The organism is Mesorhizobium sp. 2RAF21 (assembly GCF_052115345.1).
Classification (GTDB): domain Bacteria; phylum Pseudomonadota; class Alphaproteobacteria; order Rhizobiales; family Rhizobiaceae; genus Mesorhizobium; species Mesorhizobium terrae.
The window spans coordinates 569,444-587,933 of sequence record NZ_JBFRGM010000001.1; the positions used below are offsets into that span (position 1 = coordinate 569,444).

The 18,490-nt window shown below is 64.3% G+C and carries 15 protein-coding genes; 8 read left to right on the plus strand and 7 right to left on the minus strand.

The genetic code is table 11. The features are described from left to right. Positions 1 to 66: 66 nt before the first annotated feature. The 6 genes from AB4136_RS02855 (at position 67) to AB4136_RS02880 (ending at position 6,423) form a co-directional block, all read left to right on the plus strand. Complete coding sequence (locus AB4136_RS02855) at positions 67 to 1,005, plus strand: N-acetylmuramic acid 6-phosphate etherase (protein WP_024924389.1); 939 nt, start codon at positions 67 to 69, stop codon at positions 1,003 to 1,005. Between the two features lie 24 nt (positions 1,006 to 1,029). Continuing rightward, a complete protein-coding gene (locus AB4136_RS02860; protein ID WP_024924388.1) occupies positions 1,030 to 2,289 on the plus strand; it encodes an ABC transporter substrate-binding protein in 1,260 nt (419 codons plus the stop codon). Positions 2,290 to 2,520: 231 nt separating this feature from the next. After that, positions 2,521 to 3,444 carry a carbohydrate ABC transporter permease gene (locus AB4136_RS02865; RefSeq protein ID WP_024924387.1) on the plus strand — a complete coding sequence of 308 codons (924 nt, stop codon included), beginning with the start codon at positions 2,521 to 2,523 and terminating at the stop codon, positions 3,442 to 3,444. A gap of 10 nt (positions 3,445 to 3,454) precedes the next feature. Beyond that, positions 3,455 to 4,294 carry a carbohydrate ABC transporter permease gene (locus tag AB4136_RS02870; RefSeq protein WP_024924386.1) on the plus strand — a complete coding sequence of 280 codons (840 nt, stop codon included), beginning with the start codon at positions 3,455 to 3,457 and terminating at the stop codon, positions 4,292 to 4,294. 48 nt (positions 4,295 to 4,342) lie between these two features. Next, positions 4,343 to 5,404 (plus strand): Gfo/Idh/MocA family protein, encoded by a 1,062-nt coding sequence (locus AB4136_RS02875; RefSeq protein WP_024924385.1) that lies wholly within the window; start codon positions 4,343 to 4,345, stop codon positions 5,402 to 5,404. 20 nt (positions 5,405 to 5,424) lie between these two features. Next, positions 5,425 to 6,423 carry an ABC transporter ATP-binding protein gene (locus AB4136_RS02880; RefSeq protein ID WP_024924384.1) on the plus strand — a complete coding sequence of 333 codons (999 nt, stop codon included), beginning with the start codon at positions 5,425 to 5,427 and terminating at the stop codon, positions 6,421 to 6,423. A 56-nt stretch (positions 6,424 to 6,479) separates the two neighbouring features. Here the strand turns inward: AB4136_RS02880 and AB4136_RS02885 are convergent, their stop codons facing one another. Next, complete coding sequence (locus AB4136_RS02885; RefSeq protein ID WP_024924383.1) at positions 6,480 to 7,307, minus strand: ferredoxin--NADP reductase; 828 nt, start codon at positions 7,305 to 7,307, stop codon at positions 6,480 to 6,482. 199 nt (positions 7,308 to 7,506) lie between these two features. Between AB4136_RS02885 and AB4136_RS02890 the strand changes: the two genes are divergently transcribed. Together AB4136_RS02890 and AB4136_RS02895 are read left to right on the plus strand one after the other, a co-directional pair. Continuing rightward, a complete protein-coding gene (locus AB4136_RS02890) occupies positions 7,507 to 9,579 on the plus strand; it encodes a hydantoinase/oxoprolinase family protein (protein WP_024924382.1) in 2,073 nt (690 codons plus the stop codon). After that, entirely contained in the window at positions 9,576 to 11,270 is a 1,695-nt protein-coding gene (locus AB4136_RS02895; RefSeq protein WP_036255305.1) for a hydantoinase B/oxoprolinase family protein, read from the plus strand. Before AB4136_RS02890 ends, AB4136_RS02895 begins: the two co-directional genes overlap by 4 nt. Before the next feature lie 69 nt (positions 11,271 to 11,339). On the opposite strand, the gene AB4136_RS02900 is transcribed toward AB4136_RS02895, so the two are convergent. From AB4136_RS02900 to AB4136_RS02925, 6 genes are read right to left on the minus strand one after another with little or no spacing between them, the layout of a single operon-like run. Next, a complete protein-coding gene (locus AB4136_RS02900) occupies positions 11,340 to 11,798 on the minus strand; it encodes a MarR family winged helix-turn-helix transcriptional regulator (protein ID WP_024924380.1) in 459 nt (152 codons plus the stop codon). Next, the gene (locus tag AB4136_RS02905) at positions 11,795 to 12,379 is read right to left on the minus strand and encodes an amino acid synthesis family protein (protein ID WP_024924379.1); all 585 of its coding nucleotides are present in this window, start codon (positions 12,377 to 12,379) and stop codon (positions 11,795 to 11,797) included. Before AB4136_RS02905 ends, AB4136_RS02900 begins: the two co-directional genes overlap by 4 nt. Continuing rightward, on the minus strand, positions 12,372 to 13,280 hold the full coding sequence (locus AB4136_RS02910) for a UPF0280 family protein (protein WP_024924378.1): 909 nt from the start codon (positions 13,278 to 13,280) through the stop codon (positions 12,372 to 12,374). Before AB4136_RS02910 ends, AB4136_RS02905 begins: the two co-directional genes overlap by 8 nt. Continuing rightward, a complete protein-coding gene (locus AB4136_RS02915; protein ID WP_137900316.1) occupies positions 13,277 to 14,812 on the minus strand; it encodes a 6-hydroxynicotinate reductase in 1,536 nt (511 codons plus the stop codon). Before AB4136_RS02915 ends, AB4136_RS02910 begins: the two co-directional genes overlap by 4 nt. Beyond that, positions 14,809 to 17,583 carry a molybdopterin-dependent oxidoreductase gene (locus tag AB4136_RS02920; RefSeq protein WP_137900315.1) on the minus strand — a complete coding sequence of 925 codons (2,775 nt, stop codon included), beginning with the start codon at positions 17,581 to 17,583 and terminating at the stop codon, positions 14,809 to 14,811. Before AB4136_RS02920 ends, AB4136_RS02915 begins: the two co-directional genes overlap by 4 nt. Then, on the minus strand, positions 17,580 to 18,440 hold the full coding sequence (locus AB4136_RS02925; RefSeq protein ID WP_024924375.1) for an FAD binding domain-containing protein: 861 nt from the start codon (positions 18,438 to 18,440) through the stop codon (positions 17,580 to 17,582). Before AB4136_RS02925 ends, AB4136_RS02920 begins: the two co-directional genes overlap by 4 nt. Positions 18,441 to 18,490: the final 50 nt, after the last annotated feature.

Consider the following 18,490-nt stretch of genomic DNA (forward strand, 5'->3'; position numbering starts at 1 on the left):
AAATTGCTAATGCATGTGGACAAGTGGTATTTTTTTGGTATTGTCGAGAAAGGTGGAGGAATTGGAATGGCGCAGAAGCGCACCGAAGCGAAGCATCGCGACGCGGAAGGCCTGGATGTCCGGGCTCCGGAAGCTGTTTTGGCTTCGCTTGCGGAAGCCCAGATCGAGGCTGCGTCCGCTGTCCGTGAGGCCATCCCCGCCATTGCCTCCGCAGCTGCGTTGATCGCCGATCGTTTGAATGCGGGTGGCAAGCTCGTCTATGCCGCGGCCGGCAGTTCCGGCCTGATGGCTCTGGCCGACGCCCTCGAATTGCCGGGCACGTTCGGCATCGACCGCAGTCGCATCGCCATCCTGATTGCCGGTGGGCAGGAAGCATTCCAGACTCTCGCCGGTGGCCCCGAGGACGACGAGGGCGAGGCGGCCGAAGCCGTTGAAGGTGCTAATATCGGCAAGAACGATTGCTTGATAGCATTGTCGGCCAGCGGCTCGACCCCCTATGCCGTACGGGCATTGCTGGAAGCCAAGCGTCGCGGCGCGGCAACCATCGCCGTGGCCAACAATGGCGAGACGCCGCTGCTGCAGGCCGCCGATGTCGCGATCCTCTTGAAGACGCCGCCGGAAGTCATCGCCGGCTCCACCCGCATGGGTGCAGGCACCGCCCAGAAAATCGCGCTCAACATGCTGTCGACCCTGGCCGCCATCCATCTCGGCCATGTCCATGACGGCTATATGGTCAATCTTCTCGCCGACAACGCCAAACTGCGCGATCGCGCTGCCCGGATTGTCGCCGCCGTCACCGGGCGCGACCGCGGCGATGCCGAACGGTCGCTCGAAATGAGCGGCGGCGCCGTCAAGACCGCCATTCTGCTCGCTGCCGGCGCCACCAGCGTCGATGCTGCCGAGAAGATACTGGAGAAGACTGGCCAGAGGTTGAGGCCGGCCCTTTCCGCCATCAGAGGAGAGCAGGGAGGCGAAAGTCTCCCATCTCGTCAAAACCGAACCTGAAAAAGGTCAACAGGGAGACTGAGCATGAAGACGAAACTTCTTACGGCATTACTTTTGGGCTCCAGCGTACTCGGCTTGGCCGGGACCGCTTCCGCCGCTGATGTCACGCTCAATATCGAAAGCTGGCGCGGTGACGACCTCGCCATCTGGAAGGACAAGCTGATCCCGGCCTTTGAGGCGAAGAACCCCGGCATCAAGGTGGTGTTCGCGCCGTCGGCGCCGACCGAGTATGACGCCGCTCTCGGCGCCAAGCTCGCCGCTGGTTCGGCCGGCGATCTCATCACCTGCCGTCCGTTCGACAAGTCGCTCGAACTCTACAAGAAGGGCGATCTCGCCGACCTGACCAAGCTGTCCGGCATGGAGAATTTCTCCAGCGTGGCCAAGTCCGCATGGTCGACCGACGATGGTTCGGCCACCTTCTGCGTGCCGATGGCCTCGGTCATCCACGGCTTCATCTACAACAAGGACGCCTTCGACAAGCTCGGCCTCAAGGTGCCGCAGACCCGCGACGAATTCTTCGCCGCGCTCGACAAGATCAAGGCCGACGGCACCTACATCCCGATGGCGATGGGCACCAAGGACCTCTGGGAAGCCGCCACCATGGGCTACCAGAACATCGGTCCGAACTACTGGAAGGGTGAAGAGGGCCGTCTCGCTCTGATCGCCGGCAAGCAGAAGCTGACCGACAAGGACTGGGTCGAACCCTATGCCGAACTCGTCAAGTGGAAGCCTTATCTCGGCGACGGCTTCGAGGCGCAGACCTATCCGGACAGCCAGAACCTCTTCACGCTCGGCCGCGCCGCCATCTATCCGGCCGGCTCGTGGGAGATCGGCCTGTTCAACACCCAGGCGCAGTTCAAGATGGGCGCCTTCCCGCCGCCGGTCGGCAAGGCAGGCGACACCTGCTACATCTCCGACCACACCGACATCGGCATCGGCCTCAACGCCAAGAGCAAGAACGCCGACGCGGCAAAAACCTTCCTGACCTGGGTCGCCTCGCCGGAATTCGCCGGCATCTATGCCAACGCGCTGCCAGGCTTCTTCAGCCTGAACTCCGCGCCGGTGAAGATGGCGGATCCGCTGGCGCAGGAATTCGTCTCCTGGCGCGAGAAGTGCAAGCCGACGATCCGCTCGACCTATCAGGTTCTGTCGCGCGGCACGCCGAACCTCGAAAACGAGACCTGGGTTGAATCGGCCAACGTCATCAACGGCACCGACACCCCGGAAGTCGCAGCCGGTAAGCTGCAGAAGGGTCTCGACAGCTGGTACAAGCCGGCGAAGTAAGACTGTGAAACGACCGGGCCGCGTTTATCGCGGCCCGGCCTGTCCCGAACTGTAGATTCTGATTGTCGGCGCGGTTCCTCGCCCTTACGCTCTTCCTTTGAAGACTGGAGAAGGGGCGCCGGCTTCATGTCTGTCGTTTCCCCGGATGTTCGGGGAAAATCTCGGCGGGCAGGCGAGGGGCGGCATTCTCACAATTTGACGGCGACACCCGAGGCGGTAAGGACCGAACTCATGGCTGCAGCATCGAAAAAACCGTTCCGTTTGCACATCGGCGTCTTCCTGGCGCCGGCGGTGCTCGTCTACACGGCCGTTATGATCCTGCCGCTGTTCGGCACGCTGCAGCTCTCGCTGTTCCGTAGCATCGAGCAGGTGCAAACCTTTGTCGGCTTCGACAACTTCCGCACCTTGTTCGGCGACCCCAACTGGTCGTTCAATTTCTGGAACGCGCTGAAGAACAATGTCTGGTTCTTCATCATCCACATGCTGGTGCAGAACCCGATCGGTGTCATGCTGGCGGCGCTGCTCTCCAGCCCGAAGCTGCGTTTCACCGCCTTCTACCGTACCGCGATCTTCATCCCCACGATCCTGTCCTTCGTCATCGTCGGCTTCGCCTGGAAGCTGATCCTGTCGCCGATCTGGGGCGTGGCACCCGACCTGCTCGGCATGGTCGGCCTGAAAAGCCTGTTCACGCCGTGGCTCGGCAAGGAAGAATACGCGCTCACCGCACTCAGCCTGATCTCGGTCTGGCAGTTCGTCGGTATCCCGATGATGCTGATCTACGCAGCGCTTCTGTCCATCCCGGAAGAGGTGATCGAGGCGGCCGAATGCGACGGCGTCACCGGCTGGTCGCAGTTCTGGAAGATCAAGCTGCCGCTGATCCTGCCTGCCATCGGCATCATCTCGATCCTCACTTTCGTCGGCAATTTCAACGCCTTCGACCTGATCTACACCGCGCAGGGCGCCTTGGCCGGGCCGAACTACTCGACCGATATCTTGGGCACCTTCCTCTATCGCGCCTTCTTCGGTTTCCAGTTGCAGGTCGGCGATCCGAACATGGGCGCCACCATCGCCACCATGATGTTCCTGATCATCCTGATCGGCGTCTGCTTCTATCTCTTCCTCGTGCAGCGGCGCCTGCGCCGCTACCAGTTCTGAGGGCGTCACGATGAGTAAGGCCACCTCTTCCCTGCCGCGCACGATCGGCGCGCACGCGATCCTTTTGACCTACACCGTCATCGCGCTGTTCCCGGTCTTCGTCGTCGTCATCAACTCGTTCAAGTCGCGCCAGGCGATCTTTCAGCAGCCGCTGACGCCGCCGACGCCGAAGACCTTCGACCTGATCGGCTACACCACCGTGTTCGGCCAGGGCGATTTCTTCCTCTATTTCCAGAACAGCCTGATCGTCACCGTCGTCTCGCTGTTCTTCGTGCTGCTGTTCGGCGCCATGGCCGCCTTCGCCCTGTCGGAATACCGCTTCCGCGGCAACACGCTGATGGGCTTGTACCTGGCGCTCGGCATCATGATCCCGATCCGCCTCGGTACTGTCGCCATCCTGCAGCTGATGGTGGCTTCGGGGCTGGTCAACACGTTGACGGCACTGATCCTGGTCTACACCGCACAGGGCCTGCCGCTCGCTATCTTCATTCTTTCGGAATTCATGAAGGGCGTGTCGGACGATCTAAAAAATGCCGGCCGCATCGACGGGCTCTCCGAATACACGATCTTCTTCAGGCTGGTGTTGCCGCTGGTCCGCCCGGCCATGGCCACGGTCGCCGTGTTCACCATGATCCCGATCTGGAACGATCTGTGGTTCCCGCTGATCCTGGCGCCGTCGGAGGCCACCAAGACGGTGACGCTCGGCGCGCAGATCTTCCTTGGCCAGTTCGTTACCAACTGGAACGCTATCCTGGCGGCGCTGTCGCTGGCGATCCTGCCGGTGCTGGTCCTCTATCTGATCTTCTCGCGGCAGCTCATCCGCGGCATCACCTCAGGCGCGGTGAAGTAAGCGCCGTCCTCAAAGCAACAACAAAGAAACCCGACACAGGACATCAAAGTGACTTCGACCAAACCCCTCCGCGTTGTCGTTGCCGGCCTGGGCAATATGGGCCGCAGCCACGCGCTGGCCTACTACAACAATCCGGGCTTCGAGATTGCGGCCCTCGTCAACCGTTCGGACGTGCCGCTGCCCGGCGGGCTGGCGGGTCACGAGATCCGTCGTTCGTTCGAGGACGCACTGCGCGACGAGAAACCGGACCTTGCCTGCATCGCCACCTATTCGGACAGCCATGCCGACTATGCGGTGCACGCCTTCGAGGCTGGCTGCCATGTCTTCGTCGAGAAGCCGCTGGCCACCACGGTCGCCGATGCGCGCCGGGTGGTCGACGCCGCCAAGGCCAACGGCAAGAAGCTGGTGATCGGCTATATCCTGCGCCATCACCCGTCCTGGGTGCGGCTGATCGCCGAGGCCCGCAAGCTGGGCGGCCCTTATGTGTTCCGCATGAACCTCAACCAGCAGTCGTCCGGCCATACCTGGCAGACGCACAAGCAGTTGATGCAGACCACCTCGCCGATCGTCGATTGCGGCGTCCATTATCTCGACGTCATGCTGCAGATCACCGATTCCGCGCCCGTCGAAGTGCGTGGCATGGGCGTGCGCCTCTCCGATGAGGTGGCGCCCTCCATGTACAATTACGGTCACTTGCAGGTGCTGTTCGAGGACGGTTCGGTCGGCTGGTATGAGGCCGGTTGGGGCCCGATGATCTCGGAGACCGCCTTCTTCGTGAAGGACGTGATGTCGCCGAAGGGCTGCGTGTCGATCGTCATGGCCGAGGGTGTGAAGTCGGACGATATCGACACCCATACCAAGACCTCGACCATCCGCCTGCACCAGGCCGCGACCGGTGCCGACGGTAAGTTCCTGAAACCCGACGAACTGCTTTCCATGGAAGGCGAACCGGGCCACCAGGAATTGTGCGATTTCGAACAGGCTTTCGTGCTGAAAGCCATTCGCGAGAATGTCGACCTCACCCGCCACATGGACGATGCCGTGCGTTCGCTTGCCGTCTGCCTTGCCGCCGACGAAAGCGTGCGCACCGGCAATCCCGTCAAACTCTAGCAATCGAGCGAGGAACAGCCGTGGGCTCTCTGAAGATCGAGAATGTGAAGAAATCCTTCGGGCCGGTGGACGTGCTGAAGGGCATCGACCTCGACGTGAAGGATGGCGAATTCGTCGTCTTCGTCGGCCCGTCGGGCTGTGGCAAGTCGACCCTGCTGCGTGTCATCGCCGGCCTGGAGGACGCTTCCTCCGGCCGCGTCCTGATCGATAGCCAGGAGGTCACTTCGACGCCGCCGGCCAAGCGCGGTATCGCCATGGTGTTCCAGACCTATGCGCTCTATCCGCATCTCAGCGTGCGCGACAACATGGCGCTCGGCCTCAAGCAGGCTGGCGAGCCGGCTGCCGAGATCGACAAGCGTATCGGCGCCGCATCCGCCATGCTTTCGCTGGAACCCTACCTCAAGCGCCGCCCGGCCGAACTTTCCGGTGGCCAGCGCCAGCGCGTCGCCATCGGCCGCGCCGTGGTGCGCGAGCCGAAGCTGTTCCTGTTCGACGAGCCGCTGTCGAACCTGGATGCCGCGCTGCGCGTCAACACGCGTCTCGAGATCGCGCAGCTGCACCGCCGGCTCAAGGCGACGATGATCTACGTCACTCACGACCAGGTCGAGGCAATGACGCTGGCCGACAAGATCGTGGTGCTGAATGCCGGCCGCATCGAGCAGATCGGCGCGCCGATGGAGCTTTACCAGTCGCCGGCCAATGAATTCGTCGCCGGTTTCATCGGCTCGCCGAAGATGAACTTCGTTGACGGCGCGCGGCTGGGCGAAACCGTCAAGACCATCGGCGTGCGCCCGGAACATCTGACCGTCGATCCGAAGTCCGGTTCGTGGAAAGGCACGGTCGTGCACACCGAACATCTCGGTGCCGACACCAATGTCTATCTCGATTGCGAAAAAGCCGGCCTGATCACGGTGCGCATCTTCGGCGTCTACAACGCCGAGCCGGGGTCGACGCTTTATGCCACGCCGGATCCGGCCAAGACCTACCGTTTCGATGCGGACGGCAAGGCTGTGAAATGAAAATGGCGCCCTCGGGCGCCATTTCTTCGAGCGGTTGACGTCGCAACCACCATCGATCAGCCGACGAAGGCGCGTTCCACCACGAAGGTGGCTGGAGCACTCAGCGAGCCTTCGACGAAGCCAAGGCTTTCAGCCATTTCCTTGACGTCCTTCAGCATGTGCATCGAACCGCAGATCATGATGCGGTCGGTTTCCGGGTTCAGCGGCTCGATACCGAGGTCGGTATAGAACTTGCCGGAGCCGACCAGCGCCGTGATGCGGCCCATACGCTCGGAGGTTTCGCGCGTCGTCGAATTGTAGAGCGTCACGCGCCCGTTGGTGAATTCGCCGATCAGCGGGTCCTCCGCCAGCGCTGCCACCAGTTCCTGGCCATAGGCCAACTCGGCCACGTCGCGGCAGGTGTGGGTGAGATAGACGTGCTCGAACTTCTCGTAGGTATCGGGGTCGCGCAGCAGGCTGGCGAAGGGCGCGATGCCGGTGCCGGTCGAGATCATGAACAGGCGCTTGGCCGGGGTAAGTGCGTCCAGCACCAGCGTGCCGGTCGCCTTGTGGCGCATCAAAATGGTGTCGCCGGGCTGGATCTTCTGCAGGTGCTGGGTGAGCGGGCCGTCCGGCACCTTGATGGAGAAGAATTCGAGCTCTTCGTCCCATGCCGGGCTCGCCACGGAATAAGCGCGGTATACCGGCTTCTCCGCATTCGGCAGGCCGATCATGACGAACTCGCCGGAGCGGAAACGCAACGATTGCGGCCGGGTGATACGGAAGGAAAACAGCCGGTCGGTGTAGTGCTTCACCGAAACGACCTTTTCAGCAAAAACGTTCGCCGGAATAGGGAACTGCAACGGCGTGGCTGCATCCGTGCTCTGGGCGGAAGCGGTGCTCATAGAACCAACCTTTTCCTGCTGCCTGGGGCTCTCCTGCGCGCCGCTTTTGCGGGTCCCGATATGCCTCGGCATTGTCTAGGGGCAGGCTCTTGTAACGGAAATCTATTAGTATACAAATGATCTTAGCGTCAAGATCGTGCCGCGGAACGCCTTTCCAAACTGGCCTTCATCGGCAGTTCGGACTTTTCGGATTTCGGCGATGAATGAGAAAGTTCCGGCGCAATCGGACAATGTCGTCGCCGGCATCGACGTTGGCGGCACATTTACCGACCTGATCCTGATCGATGGCCGCGATGGCGGCAAGGTCCGCATCGCCAAGACGCCGACCACGCTCGACAATCAGGCCTTCGGCGTCGTCTCGGCGCTCGGCGCCACCGGCGTCAGCCCCGCCGACATTGACCTGATCGTCCACGGCACCACCACCACTACCAACGCCGTGCTGGAGCGCAGGCTGGCCCGGACCGGCATGATCACAACGGCTGGTTTCCGCGACATCATCGAACTCGGCCGGCGCACCCGGCCGCAGGCCTATGGTATGACCGGTACCTTCGAGCCGGTTATCCCGCGTCTCTTGCGTCTCGAAATCGACGAGCGCGTGGAAGCGTCGGGCCGGGTGCGTGTCCCGCTTGACGAGGAGGGTGTGCGGCATGCGGTACGTTGGTTGCTGGCGGCAGGCTGTGAATCGCTCGTCATCCATTTCCTGCATTCCTATGCCAACCCGCTGCACGAGCGCCGCGCCGCCGAGATCGCCGCCGAGCTCTGGCCGAACGGCCATATCACCGTCGGTCACACGCTTTTGTCCGAAGCGCGCGAATTCGAGCGCGGCGTGACGGCCTCCGTCAACGCCGCCGTGCAGCCGATCCTTGAGCGTTATGTCGCCCGGCTGCGCGATGAACTCGCCGGCCAGGGCTATAAGCGCGACTTCCTCATCATGAACGGCAATGGCGGCATGATCTCGGCGCGTTTCGTCGCCCACGAAGCCGCCAAGACGGTGATGTCTGGTCCGGCCTCCGGTGTGATCGCCGCCGCCTATACCGGTCGCCGTGCCGACCACCGTAACCTTGTCACCTATGACATGGGCGGCACCTCCACCGATGTGGCGCTGATCCGCGATGCCGAACCGGCTGTCTCCAACGAGATCGAGCTGGAATACGCCATGCCGATCCACGTGCCGATGGTGGCTGTGCACACGGTCGGCGCCGGCGGCGGCTCGATCGCGCGTGTCGACGCGGCCGGCCTGATCCGCGTCGGGCCGGAAAGCGCCGGTGCCAGTCCCGGCCCGATCTGCTACGGGCGCGGAGGCAAGCTGCCAACCATCACCGATGCCAATCTGGTGCTCGGTCGCCTGGCGCCGAAAAAACTGCTCGCCGTCGACAATCCTGTCAGCGTCGAAAGCGTGACCCGGATATTCGAGGACAAGATCGGCCTGTTCACCGGCCTCTCCGGCGTCGAGGCGGCCGGCGCGGTGCTGAGGCTGGCCAATATCAAGATGGCAGGCGCCATCCGTATGGTGTCGGTTGGCCGCGGCCACGACCCGCGCGACTTCACGCTGTTCGCCTTCGGCGGGGCCGGTCCGTTGCACGCCAGCGCGCTGGCGCGCGAGCTTGGCCTGCCGCGCGTGCTGGTGCCAGCACGGCCGGGCATCACCAATGCGCTAGGCTGCGTCGTCGCCGATATGAGGCACGACTTCGTCAACACGCTGAACCAGCCCGTCGCCAGCATCGACGAAAAGCGCGTGGAACAGATCCTCGAGGCGCATCGCGCCGAGGGTGAAAGCCTGATCGCCAAGGAAGCGGTGAAGCCACAGGCGGTCCGCGTCAGCCATTCCGCTGACATGCAGTTCGTCGGCCAGACCCACCTGATCAATGTGCCGCTGCCATCGGCGCGGGTCGACCGCGCCACCCTGCAGGGGCTTTTCGAAAAGGCCTATTTTGTCCGCTTCAAGGTCGAGCTGCCGGAAATCCGCGCCAATCTCGTCAATCTGAACACCTCGGTTACCGGTGTGCGGCCGCAGATCGATCTGTCGACGCTGATCGACCCCGCTGGCCGCGCCAGCAAGCTGGCCGAGGCCCGCGCCGAGGTTCGCCTGGTCTGGTATGACGGCGTCTGGCGCGACACGCCGGTTTATGCCCGCGAAAAACTGCCACTCGAGGCGGAGATCGAGGGCCCGGCGATCATCGAGCAGATGGATGCCACCACCGTGCTCGAGCCGGGCGACAGGGCAACCAGCGATGCCGACGGCAATCTGATCGTCGAGGTGGGCAGCCGATGACGCATATCAGCCTCGATGCCATTACACTTTCCGTCATACAGGCGGGTCTGCAGCAGGTCTGCGACGAGATGGACCTGACCTTTTCGCGCGCCGCTTTCTCGCCGGTCATCGCTGAAGCCAACGATCGTTCCGACGGCATCTATTCGGCCGTTGACGGCGCGTTGATCGCGCAAGGCTCGCAAGGCCTGCCGGTCTTCGTCGGCGTCATGCAGTACTCAACCCGGATCGTCATCGAGATGATCGCCGCTGGCCGCTGCCTGCCACCGGAACCGGGCGACATCTACATCGTCAACGATCCTTATCTCGGCGGCACGCATCTCATGGATGTGCGCTTCGCCATGCCCATCTATCGCGGCGGCGCGATCTTCTGCTGGCTCTCCAACACGGGCCATTGGCCGGATATTGGTGGCGCCGTGCCAGGCGGTTTTTCCGCCTCCGCCACCGCCGTCGAACAGGAAGGGCTGCGCCTGCCGCCAGTCAAGCTGTTCAAGAAAGGCGTGCTCGATCCCGAGATTTACGCCATCATCTGTTCCAACATCCGTGTCGCCGACCAGCGCATCGGCGATATCAAAGCGCAGGCCGCCGCCCTGCTTGTCGGGCAGGACAGGCTCAACGAAATCCTAGATCGTTACGGAGACGAAACCGTCTCTGCAGCGGTCGCGGAATTACGCCAGCGCGCCGCCGAGCAGATGCGTGCCAACATAGCGGCCATCGCCGATGGCATCTACCGCTCTAAGGCCTATGTCGATTCCGACGGCGTCGTCGACGAACCGCTGACCATCGCGCTTGCCGTGGAGAAGAAGGGCGACACGCTGACTTTCGATTTCGGAGGTTCATCGAAACCCTGCGCCGGGCCGATGAACAGCGTGCTCGCCACGACGCTGTCGTCGGTCTATCTCGCCATGCGCCATATCTTTCCGGATGTGCCGATCAGCGCCGGCGCTTTCGAGCCGTTGATCGTCAAGCGCCCGGAAGGCACTTTCCTCGATGCCAGCTATCCGCGCCCGGTTTCCGGTTGCGCGGCGGAAGTCTCGCAGCGCATCGCGGAAGCGGTTTTCGCGGCCATGGTGCAGGCACTCCCGGACAAGGTGACGGCGGCGCCTGCTGGGTCGAGCGGCAATTTCGCGCTCGGCGGCCACGATCCGGCTCGCGGCCGCGACTATGTCATGTACCAGATTTCCGGCGGCGGTTATGGCGGCAACGCCCGTCACGACGGGCTTGCCAACGGCTGCTCGACCATTGGCATTTCCAAGTCGCCGCCGGTCGAGATCATGGAACAGGCTTTCCCGGTGCTCTACCGTCACTACGCGTTGCGTGAAGGCTCCGGCGGCGCGGGGCGCCATCGTGGCGGCTTCGGGCTGGCCTATGAGGTCGAGTTGCTGCGTGGCGAGGCGCGTGCCTCTTTCGTCATGGATCACGGCCGCTTTGGTCCGCAAGGCGTGCTGGGCGGTCGCGACGGCGCCGTCAACACGGTGACGGTGATCCGCGATGGCAAGGAGCATGTGCCGCAGCATCTTTCCAAGGAACAGGACATCCCGCTGAAGGCGGGCGACCGCGTTCGCGTCGAGACACCCGGCGGCGGCGGTTATGGCGATCCGCGCAAGCGCGATCCCGAAGCGGTCCGCCACGATGTGGCGCAGGGCTACTACACGGCAAGCCAGGCGAAGAAGATGTTCGGCATCGAGCCGTAGCGCGAACAACCGTCAGCTTCGGGCTGACGTCCGTCGGATGCACCCGGGCGCAGCACACGAAGCGGTGGATTACGCGATCTTGGCCAGCAGGCGCAGGAACTGCGCCGCCTCCCTGGCCGACAGCGGCGCCAGGGTCTCGCCGGTGATGGCCTTCGCCAACGGTATGAGTTGTTCGATGGCCTTACGCCCGGCAGCCGTCAGCGACACCAAAAGCAGCCGCTTGTCAGTCTCGTGTTTCTTGAGATCGACATAGCCGCGCGATTTCAGCCGGTCGATGACCCCCTTCACGGTGGCGGCATCCATGGCAATCATCTGGCCGAGCTGATTCTGCGAGGTTTCGCCAACCTCGTGGAGCCTGGCCAGCGCCGCGAATTGCGGCGGCGTCAGGTCTGCGATACGCGAAGCGAAGATCGACAGGTGCCGCTGGTGCGCCTTGCGCAGCACGAAGCCGACCTGGTCTTGCAGATGATAGATTTCATCCGCCTCGTCGTGGTCGACGAGCGTCAGCGGCGCCTTGCTGGCCGTCATCTTTGGCCGTCCCACAACTTGATGTCCTTGGCCTCCAGGCCGCCCATGCGGTTGTGGATGCGCGGCCCGCAGGTCATGACAAGGCAGAACAGGATTTCGTCGGGGCGAGGCCCGTCGGCGATGCCGATCTCCATGGCGTCGAAATGCGAGCGCACATAGGCGGCGTTGATATGGCCGATCGGCACGTCGAGCCGCGCGCCGAAGCCTCCCACCTTCTTGGCCGAGGGCACGATCGCCTTGGCTTCGCCCAGCCGTTCGCGCATCGCATAGCCGCCCGGCGCGTGCCACAGCGCACCATGTTCCAATTCGCCGGCGCTGCCGACGATGGCGCCCTTGCCGTAGCCGTCAATGATATGCGCGTCGCCGCCGAGTGCGGCGATCAGTCGATCCGTCAACAGCAGCCCCAGAGGTTTCAGGTCGTCCATGGCGCCTTGCAGCTTCTCCTCATAGCGACCGGCAAAGGGGTTCTTGACCAAGGCCATGGCCGCAGCGCGGCGGCGCGGCATATTCGCCGCCGGCCCGCCGTCATGGATGATCTCCTCGCTCAGCACGGCGATTTTTCGAATGGGAAATTCAGGCATGGGCTGGGTCCTTGGCGGTCGATCTGTCGGTTGAAAGGAATGGCGAGTGGTCGCAGTGGGAGGTCGGTTCGATCTCTCCACTGACCGCGACCGCGCCGTTGAGAAACAAGGCCGCTGCTTCGATCAGCCCGCGCTGCCGAAAGTCTTCGGCGACGGCCAGGCCACTGTCCAGTGCCTTGGCGGTTTCTTGGCGCGAGAGCGTCCCGACGCCGGTCGTGACCAGCCGGTCGCCGAGATCGCTGTCGGGGGCCAGAGCAAGCGCTGGACGCCGGGAGATTGCTGGATGGCCGGGCAGGTCGACGGCATTGGCAATCAGCGTTGCCGCCGCGTCGGCCTCGGCGCCATTGCGTGCCAGAACCGTCACCGCGTCGGCAATGCCGAGCGAAAAGGAGCGGCCGCGCCAGCCGCTGGTCGCAATGCCACGCACGGCGTCTTCGGCGCGCACCAGGATGCGGTCGGAAAAGCCGTGTCCGGTTCCGGCAATGGCCAGTGTCATCGATTGGCCCGGCGCGAGGTGCAACGCGCTGTCGCCGCCATTGTTGACATAGGCGCGTTGGAGATTGCGGCCGCGCAGCATCGCTGCCAGTACCTCGTCGGCGACCGATCCGGCAACCGCGGCCATCGGCGTGATGAAGGTTCTTGCCAGCGGCGACACCGCCGCCTCCATACGCCGCGCGGTGGGGTCGGCGAAATCGCGAGGTTTTAACGCGGACGGTTGCCGTAGTGCCGGCAGTTCGGTCACCAGTTCGGGCAGGATCGTCTGGAAGCGTGCCGCCGCCTGTTCATATGCGACCCGCATTTCGGTCCCGTCACCAAAGGCTTCGATGATCAGGTCTATCGGCCCATGATGGAGATGAAGCCGGCGCCCATCGGCCAGCCAGTGCGCTTCGGGGGCGTTCATCGCGCGCTTCCGCCCTGTCGCAACTGCACCAGCGGTGGCCAGGGATTTTCGCCTGGCGCAGCGGCGCTGCGGCGCGCGTTAAGATATTCGCCGCCATGCGCGAAGACGTCGGCAAGGCTGCGGATTTCCGCCTCGTAGCCGCCGAGCCTCAGATAGTCGTCGCGGCGCAGCGTGAATTCGATCGGCGCCACCAGCGCCGGTGTCGGCACGTAGCCGAAGGCACCGTCCGGCACGCGGCTGACGTCGACCATCAGGGTGATACCGCCGCCCGGCCAGACATAGACCGGGGCGCCTCCGACGGTGACATAGGTTTCCAGGCGTTGCACGGAGCGGGTCAGATTGACCGGGTTTTCGGTCACGCCGGCTCTCAGGCTGCCGCCGGCGCCGCCGACGAACAGCACCGTACACAGCGCCGGTTCGCAATTCTCCTCGATGAGCGAGACCGATTTGCCGAGCCGCTCGGGGAACGGCTTTTCCACCGGGCGCAAATCCGCGTCCAGCTCGTAATAGGCAAACTGTTCGCCTGTGGTGGAGACCATCAGCAGCGACAGGCCCGGCCGCGCGCCTTTCGCTGCATTCCACGGGCCGAGAATCGACAGCGGGTCGTCAATGGTCGTGCCGCCCCAGCCGAGCCCGGATTCCGATACCTTGAAATAGCGGCCGGGCGTCGAGCGGCGACCGATGATGCGGATGCCGGTGTCGGCCCAGCCCAGCACCTTGCCCGCTTGGTGTTCGGAAACGACGCCGGTGATGTGATCGTCGACGACGACGACCTCGTCGACCAGCCCGCGCCATTGCGCCGCGAACATGCCGATGGTGGCCGACCCGCAACCGACCCGCATGCGCTGTTCCGGCTTGCCGTCGATCACCGGCGTCTTGCCGGCCTGCACGACAATGCTGGCACCGCCGTCGATGGTAAGCTCGACCGGTTGCTTGTTGCACAATGCCAGAAGCGCGTCGCATGTGGCGCGGCCCTCAGCCTTGGACCCGCCGGTCAGATGATGCACGCCGCCGAGCGACAGCATCTGCGAGCCATATTCGCCGGTGGTGACATGGCCGATCGCTTCGCCCGCCGCCCGCACGGTTGCCGTCTCGTCGCCGATATGGCGGTCGGTGTCGACCTTCACCTTGACGCCGCAGTAGGAGAAGATGCCTTCGGTCACTACCGTGACGAGATCGACGCCCTCGACTTCCTGGCTGACGATGAACGGCGCCGGCTTGTAGTCGGGATAGGTGGTGCCGGCGCCGATCGCCGTCACGAAACGCCGGCCGCTGTTGACGAGTTCGCCGGTCCAGGCTTCGCCGTCGGCGACGAAAGGAACCACCGGCTGCCCGGTCTCGGCGGCATGGTCGAGGATCGTCAGCGGATCGAGCCGCACGATGCGGCCGTCGCGATTTCCATAGCGGTCGCAGGCGCCGCTGCGACCGTTGGCGATGTAGCACATGACCGGGCAGGCATCGCAGCGGATCTTCTCCGCGACCGACTTCTCGCCGGGGTCGTGGGTTTCGAAGCGTTCGGCCAGTTCGCTCATCGCGATGCCGCCTGGATTGCCGCGAGTACCCGCGACGGCGTCGCCGGCACCTTCGTCATCGTCACACCGGTGGCATGGCGGATGGCATTGAGGATCGCCGGGGCGGTCGGGATCAGCGAATGTTCGCCCAGCCCCTTGGCGCCGAACGGCCCCTCGGGATCGGGAACCTCGACCAGGATCGTCTCGATCGGCGGCACGTCGCCGATGGTCGGGATCAAATAGTCGTGCAGGTTCTCGGTGCGGCCGGGAATGTATTCTTCCATCAGCGCCATGCCGATGCCTTGCGCGATACCGCCTTCGATCTGACCCTCGGCCAGGATCGGGTTGATCGCCTTGCCGACATCGTGGGCCGCGGTGATCTTCAGCAACTTCACCGTGCCCAGCGCGAGATCCACTTCGAGCTCGGCCATCTGCGCGCCATAGCCATAGACGGCATAGGGGCTGCCTTGCCCCTTGGCGTCGAGCGGCGATGTGGGCGGGTCGTAGGTTCCCTCTGCCTGGAACACGAAACCGCCCGCATCCGCCGGAAGGCCAGCAAGATCGATGCGACGCCGCGCATCGCCTTCGCGGATCACGAGCGCGCCACCATCGAGGGAAAGCGACGCGGCATCGGAGACATTGGCATAACGCAGCATGCTTTCGCGCAGCGCGCGGCTGGCCTTTTCGGCCGCCTTTCCGGTGACGAAGGTCTGGCGCGAGGCGGATGTCTTGCCGGCGTCCGGCGAGATCGCGGTGTCCGCGCCCTTCAGGACGAACGCTTCCAGCGGCAACCCCAGCGCATCCGCGCAGATCTGGGCAATGACGGTGTTGGAGCCCTGGCCGATGTCGACGGCGCCCTGATGCAGGACAACGGTTCCGGCCGGCGATATGCCAACCCTGATGGTGGACGGGTTGGGCAGCGAGGTGTTGCCGCAGCCATACCAACAGGAGGCGATGCCGACGCCACGCCGCACCGAGGCTCGTACTGCCTCTTCGCCGGCATTGAAGGCCACGGCCTCGCTCAGGGCGCGCGCCCAATGCGGTTCGAGCGCTTCAAGGCAGGCGCCGATACCTACGCCCGCCTCCAGCTTCTGGCCGGTAACCGTTTCGGAGCCGTTCCGAAGACAGTTGCGGAGGCGAAAGGCCAGCCGATCGATGCCGAGCTGGTCGGCCAGCTGATCGTAGAGCGCTTCCTGCATGATCGTTGCCTGCGGCACGCCGAAGCCGCGGAACGCGCCGGAAATCGGGCCATTGGTGTGAATGGCACGACCTTCGGCCCGGTAGTGCGGCGTCGCATAGGGGCCGCTCGCATGCACCGGCACGCGATTGGCGACCGTCGGCCCCCAGCTTGCATAGGCGCCGGTGTTGAAATCGGCGTCGAATACCATGGCGCTGACGATGCCGTCCGCGCTTGCGCCGGCCGTCGCCCGCATGACGGCCGGGTGGCGTTTGGTCGTCGCCATCATCGATTCGGTGCGCGTGAAGGCAAGTGCCGCCGGCCGGCCGGTCTTCAGCGTTACCAGGCCGATCAGCGGCTGCACGGAGATGTCGAGCTTGGAACCGAAGCCGCCGCCGGTCGCCGTCGGCACGATGCGCACCTTTTCGGCCGGCATGCCGAGGACGCGGGCAGTATCGTCGCGGTCCATATAGGGCGCCTGCGTGCAGGCCACGACGACCAGTGTGTCACCGTCCAGATAGGCAAAACCGGCCTCCGGTTCGATATAGGCGTGTTCGACGAAAGAGGTTTCGATGCGGCTCGATGCGGTGATGAAGGCCTGCGCGAGGGCTTCCTCCGGCGTGCCGCGCTCGACAAGCCCCTTGGTCAGCAGATTGGCGACGCGATCCTGATGGATCAAACTCGCCCCGTCGGCGAGGGCCTCTTCCATCGAAAGCGTGTGTGGTTCCTGCGCCCATTCGATGGGAAAATCGCCGAGGTCGAGATCGCCGGCGACCGCGCGTTCGGCCGCGATCAGCGCCACCGCTTCGCCACGGAACCGCGCCATGCCTTCCGCCAGCGCCGGTTGATCGGCAAAAGCCGGGATGACGCCGAACCGGTTCCTTCCCGGAATGTCGGCGGCGGTGAAAATGCCGGCCACGCCGGGATGTGCCTTTACCCAGGCATCAAGATCGCCAAAGGCGAAGCGGGCATGGTGGTGCGGCGAGCGCAGCACAAGCACTGCCAGCGCGTTTTCGGGAAAGGAATCGCCGCCGAACTTTTCGGCGCCTGTTACTTTCGGCACGCCATCCAGCCGAATGGGCGAGGCGCCAACGGCCTTTCCAGCCTCCGGCAGGCGGAAATCGAGATCGGTGTCGCGGTGGGCAAGTTCCATCGCCGCCACGTCCATGACGGCGGCGATGATCTTGCGGTAGCCGGTGCAGCGGCACAGGATTCCGCCCAGCGCATCCCGCACCTCCGCCTCGCTGGGGTGCGGATTTTTCTCCAGCAACGCCGTCGCGGTCACCAGCAGGCCGGGCGTGCAGATGCCGCATTGTGCCGCGCCGTGCCTGAGAAACGACGCTTGCAGCGCCGACAGGCGCCCATTCGCCAGCCCCTCGACCGTGGTCACCGCCGCCCCGGCGACGGCGGCGGCCGGCGTCAGGCAGGCGCAGACAGGTTGGCCGTCGACCAGCACGGTGCAGGCGCCGCAATCGCCGGCATCGCAGCCGACCTTGGTGCCGGTGAGCCGCAACTCGTCGCGCAGAACGCAAGACAGTCGGGAGACCGGCGGCACGCTGACGGTGACGGGCGCGGCGTTGACCAGGAAGGTGATGTCGGCGCGCTCCATACTCATGCCGCCACCTCCGTCTGGTGCGGCAGGCCAGCGGCGCTGTCGATCGCGCGGGCGACGATCCGGTGCGCCGCTTCCAGCCGGTAGCCGGCGGAGCCGCGGACATCGTCGATTGGCGACAGCTGCGGCATCGGGGCGATGTTGGCAATATCGGCGAGCTGCCGATCCGCGGGGCGGCCAACGAGCATCCGTTCCAGGTCCGGCAACCGTGTCGCCACGGCCGAACACGCCCCGACCGCGATCGCCGCCTGCTGGACGATGCCGTCGTCGATGATCAGCCTTGCCGCCGCCATGGCAATCGAGATCACCAGGTAGCGCCGTGCACCGAGCTTGACGAAGGCCGATGTCCCGGTCGCACTTGCCTTGGACACACGGATTGCAGTGACCAGTTCGTTGGGTTTACGCGCGGTGCGGCGGTTGCCAAGAACAAAGGCGGAGAGCGGCAGGTGACGACTAGATGCTTGCGATCGCAATTCCACCTCGGCGTCGAGCGTAAGCAAGGCCGGTACGCCGTCGGCTGCGGGCGAGGCGTTGCACAGATTGCCTGCTATCGTTGCGACGTTCTGGATCTGTGGCGAACCAACCTCGCGCGCCGCCTGCTTCAGTGCGTCAAAGGCTGCGGGAAGCGGCTGCTGGATGATATCGCTCCAGGTCGTGCGGGCGCCGATCAGCCAATGCGTGTCGGTCTCGGTCACGCCGCGCAGGGCGGCAATGCCGTTGATATCGAGAATGTTTTCGCGGATCGGGCGGTTGCCTTGCGCAGGGTAGAAATCAGTGCTGCCGGCAAGCACGCGCCACGAGGTTTCGCCGAGCAGCGTGAGCGCCTGGTCGAGTGTGGCGGGTTTCGCGTAACGGATCACGCCTGCCTTCCCGGTGCCTCTCGAAAGAGGCCTTTTCCCCTGAAGATCGG

Bases quoted from the DNA above. Each gene is read 5' to 3' on its own strand.
- AB4136_RS02855 (WP_024924389.1), top strand. From the start codon at position 67: ATGGCGCAGAAGCGCACCGAAGCGAAGCATCGCGACGCGGAAGGCCTG.
- AB4136_RS02860 (WP_024924388.1), top strand. From the start codon at position 1,030: ATGAAGACGAAACTTCTTACGGCATTACTTTTGGGCTCCAGCGTACTC.
- AB4136_RS02865 (WP_024924387.1), top strand. From the start codon at position 2,521: ATGGCTGCAGCATCGAAAAAACCGTTCCGTTTGCACATCGGCGTCTTC.
- AB4136_RS02870 (WP_024924386.1), top strand. From the start codon at position 3,455: ATGAGTAAGGCCACCTCTTCCCTGCCGCGCACGATCGGCGCGCACGCG.
- AB4136_RS02885 (WP_024924383.1), bottom strand. From the start codon at position 7,307: ATGAGCACCGCTTCCGCCCAGAGCACGGATGCAGCCACGCCGTTGCAG.
- AB4136_RS02890 (WP_024924382.1), top strand. From the start codon at position 7,507: ATGAATGAGAAAGTTCCGGCGCAATCGGACAATGTCGTCGCCGGCATC.
- AB4136_RS02895 (WP_036255305.1), top strand. From the start codon at position 9,576: ATGACGCATATCAGCCTCGATGCCATTACACTTTCCGTCATACAGGCG.
- AB4136_RS02900 (WP_024924380.1), bottom strand. From the start codon at position 11,798: ATGACGGCCAGCAAGGCGCCGCTGACGCTCGTCGACCACGACGAGGCG.
- AB4136_RS02905 (WP_024924379.1), bottom strand. From the start codon at position 12,379: ATGCCTGAATTTCCCATTCGAAAAATCGCCGTGCTGAGCGAGGAGATC.
- AB4136_RS02910 (WP_024924378.1), bottom strand. From the start codon at position 13,280: ATGAACGCCCCCGAAGCGCACTGGCTGGCCGATGGGCGCCGGCTTCAT.
- AB4136_RS02915 (WP_137900316.1), bottom strand. From the start codon at position 14,812: ATGAGCGAACTGGCCGAACGCTTCGAAACCCACGACCCCGGCGAGAAG.
- AB4136_RS02920 (WP_137900315.1), bottom strand. From the start codon at position 17,583: ATGAGTATGGAGCGCGCCGACATCACCTTCCTGGTCAACGCCGCGCCC.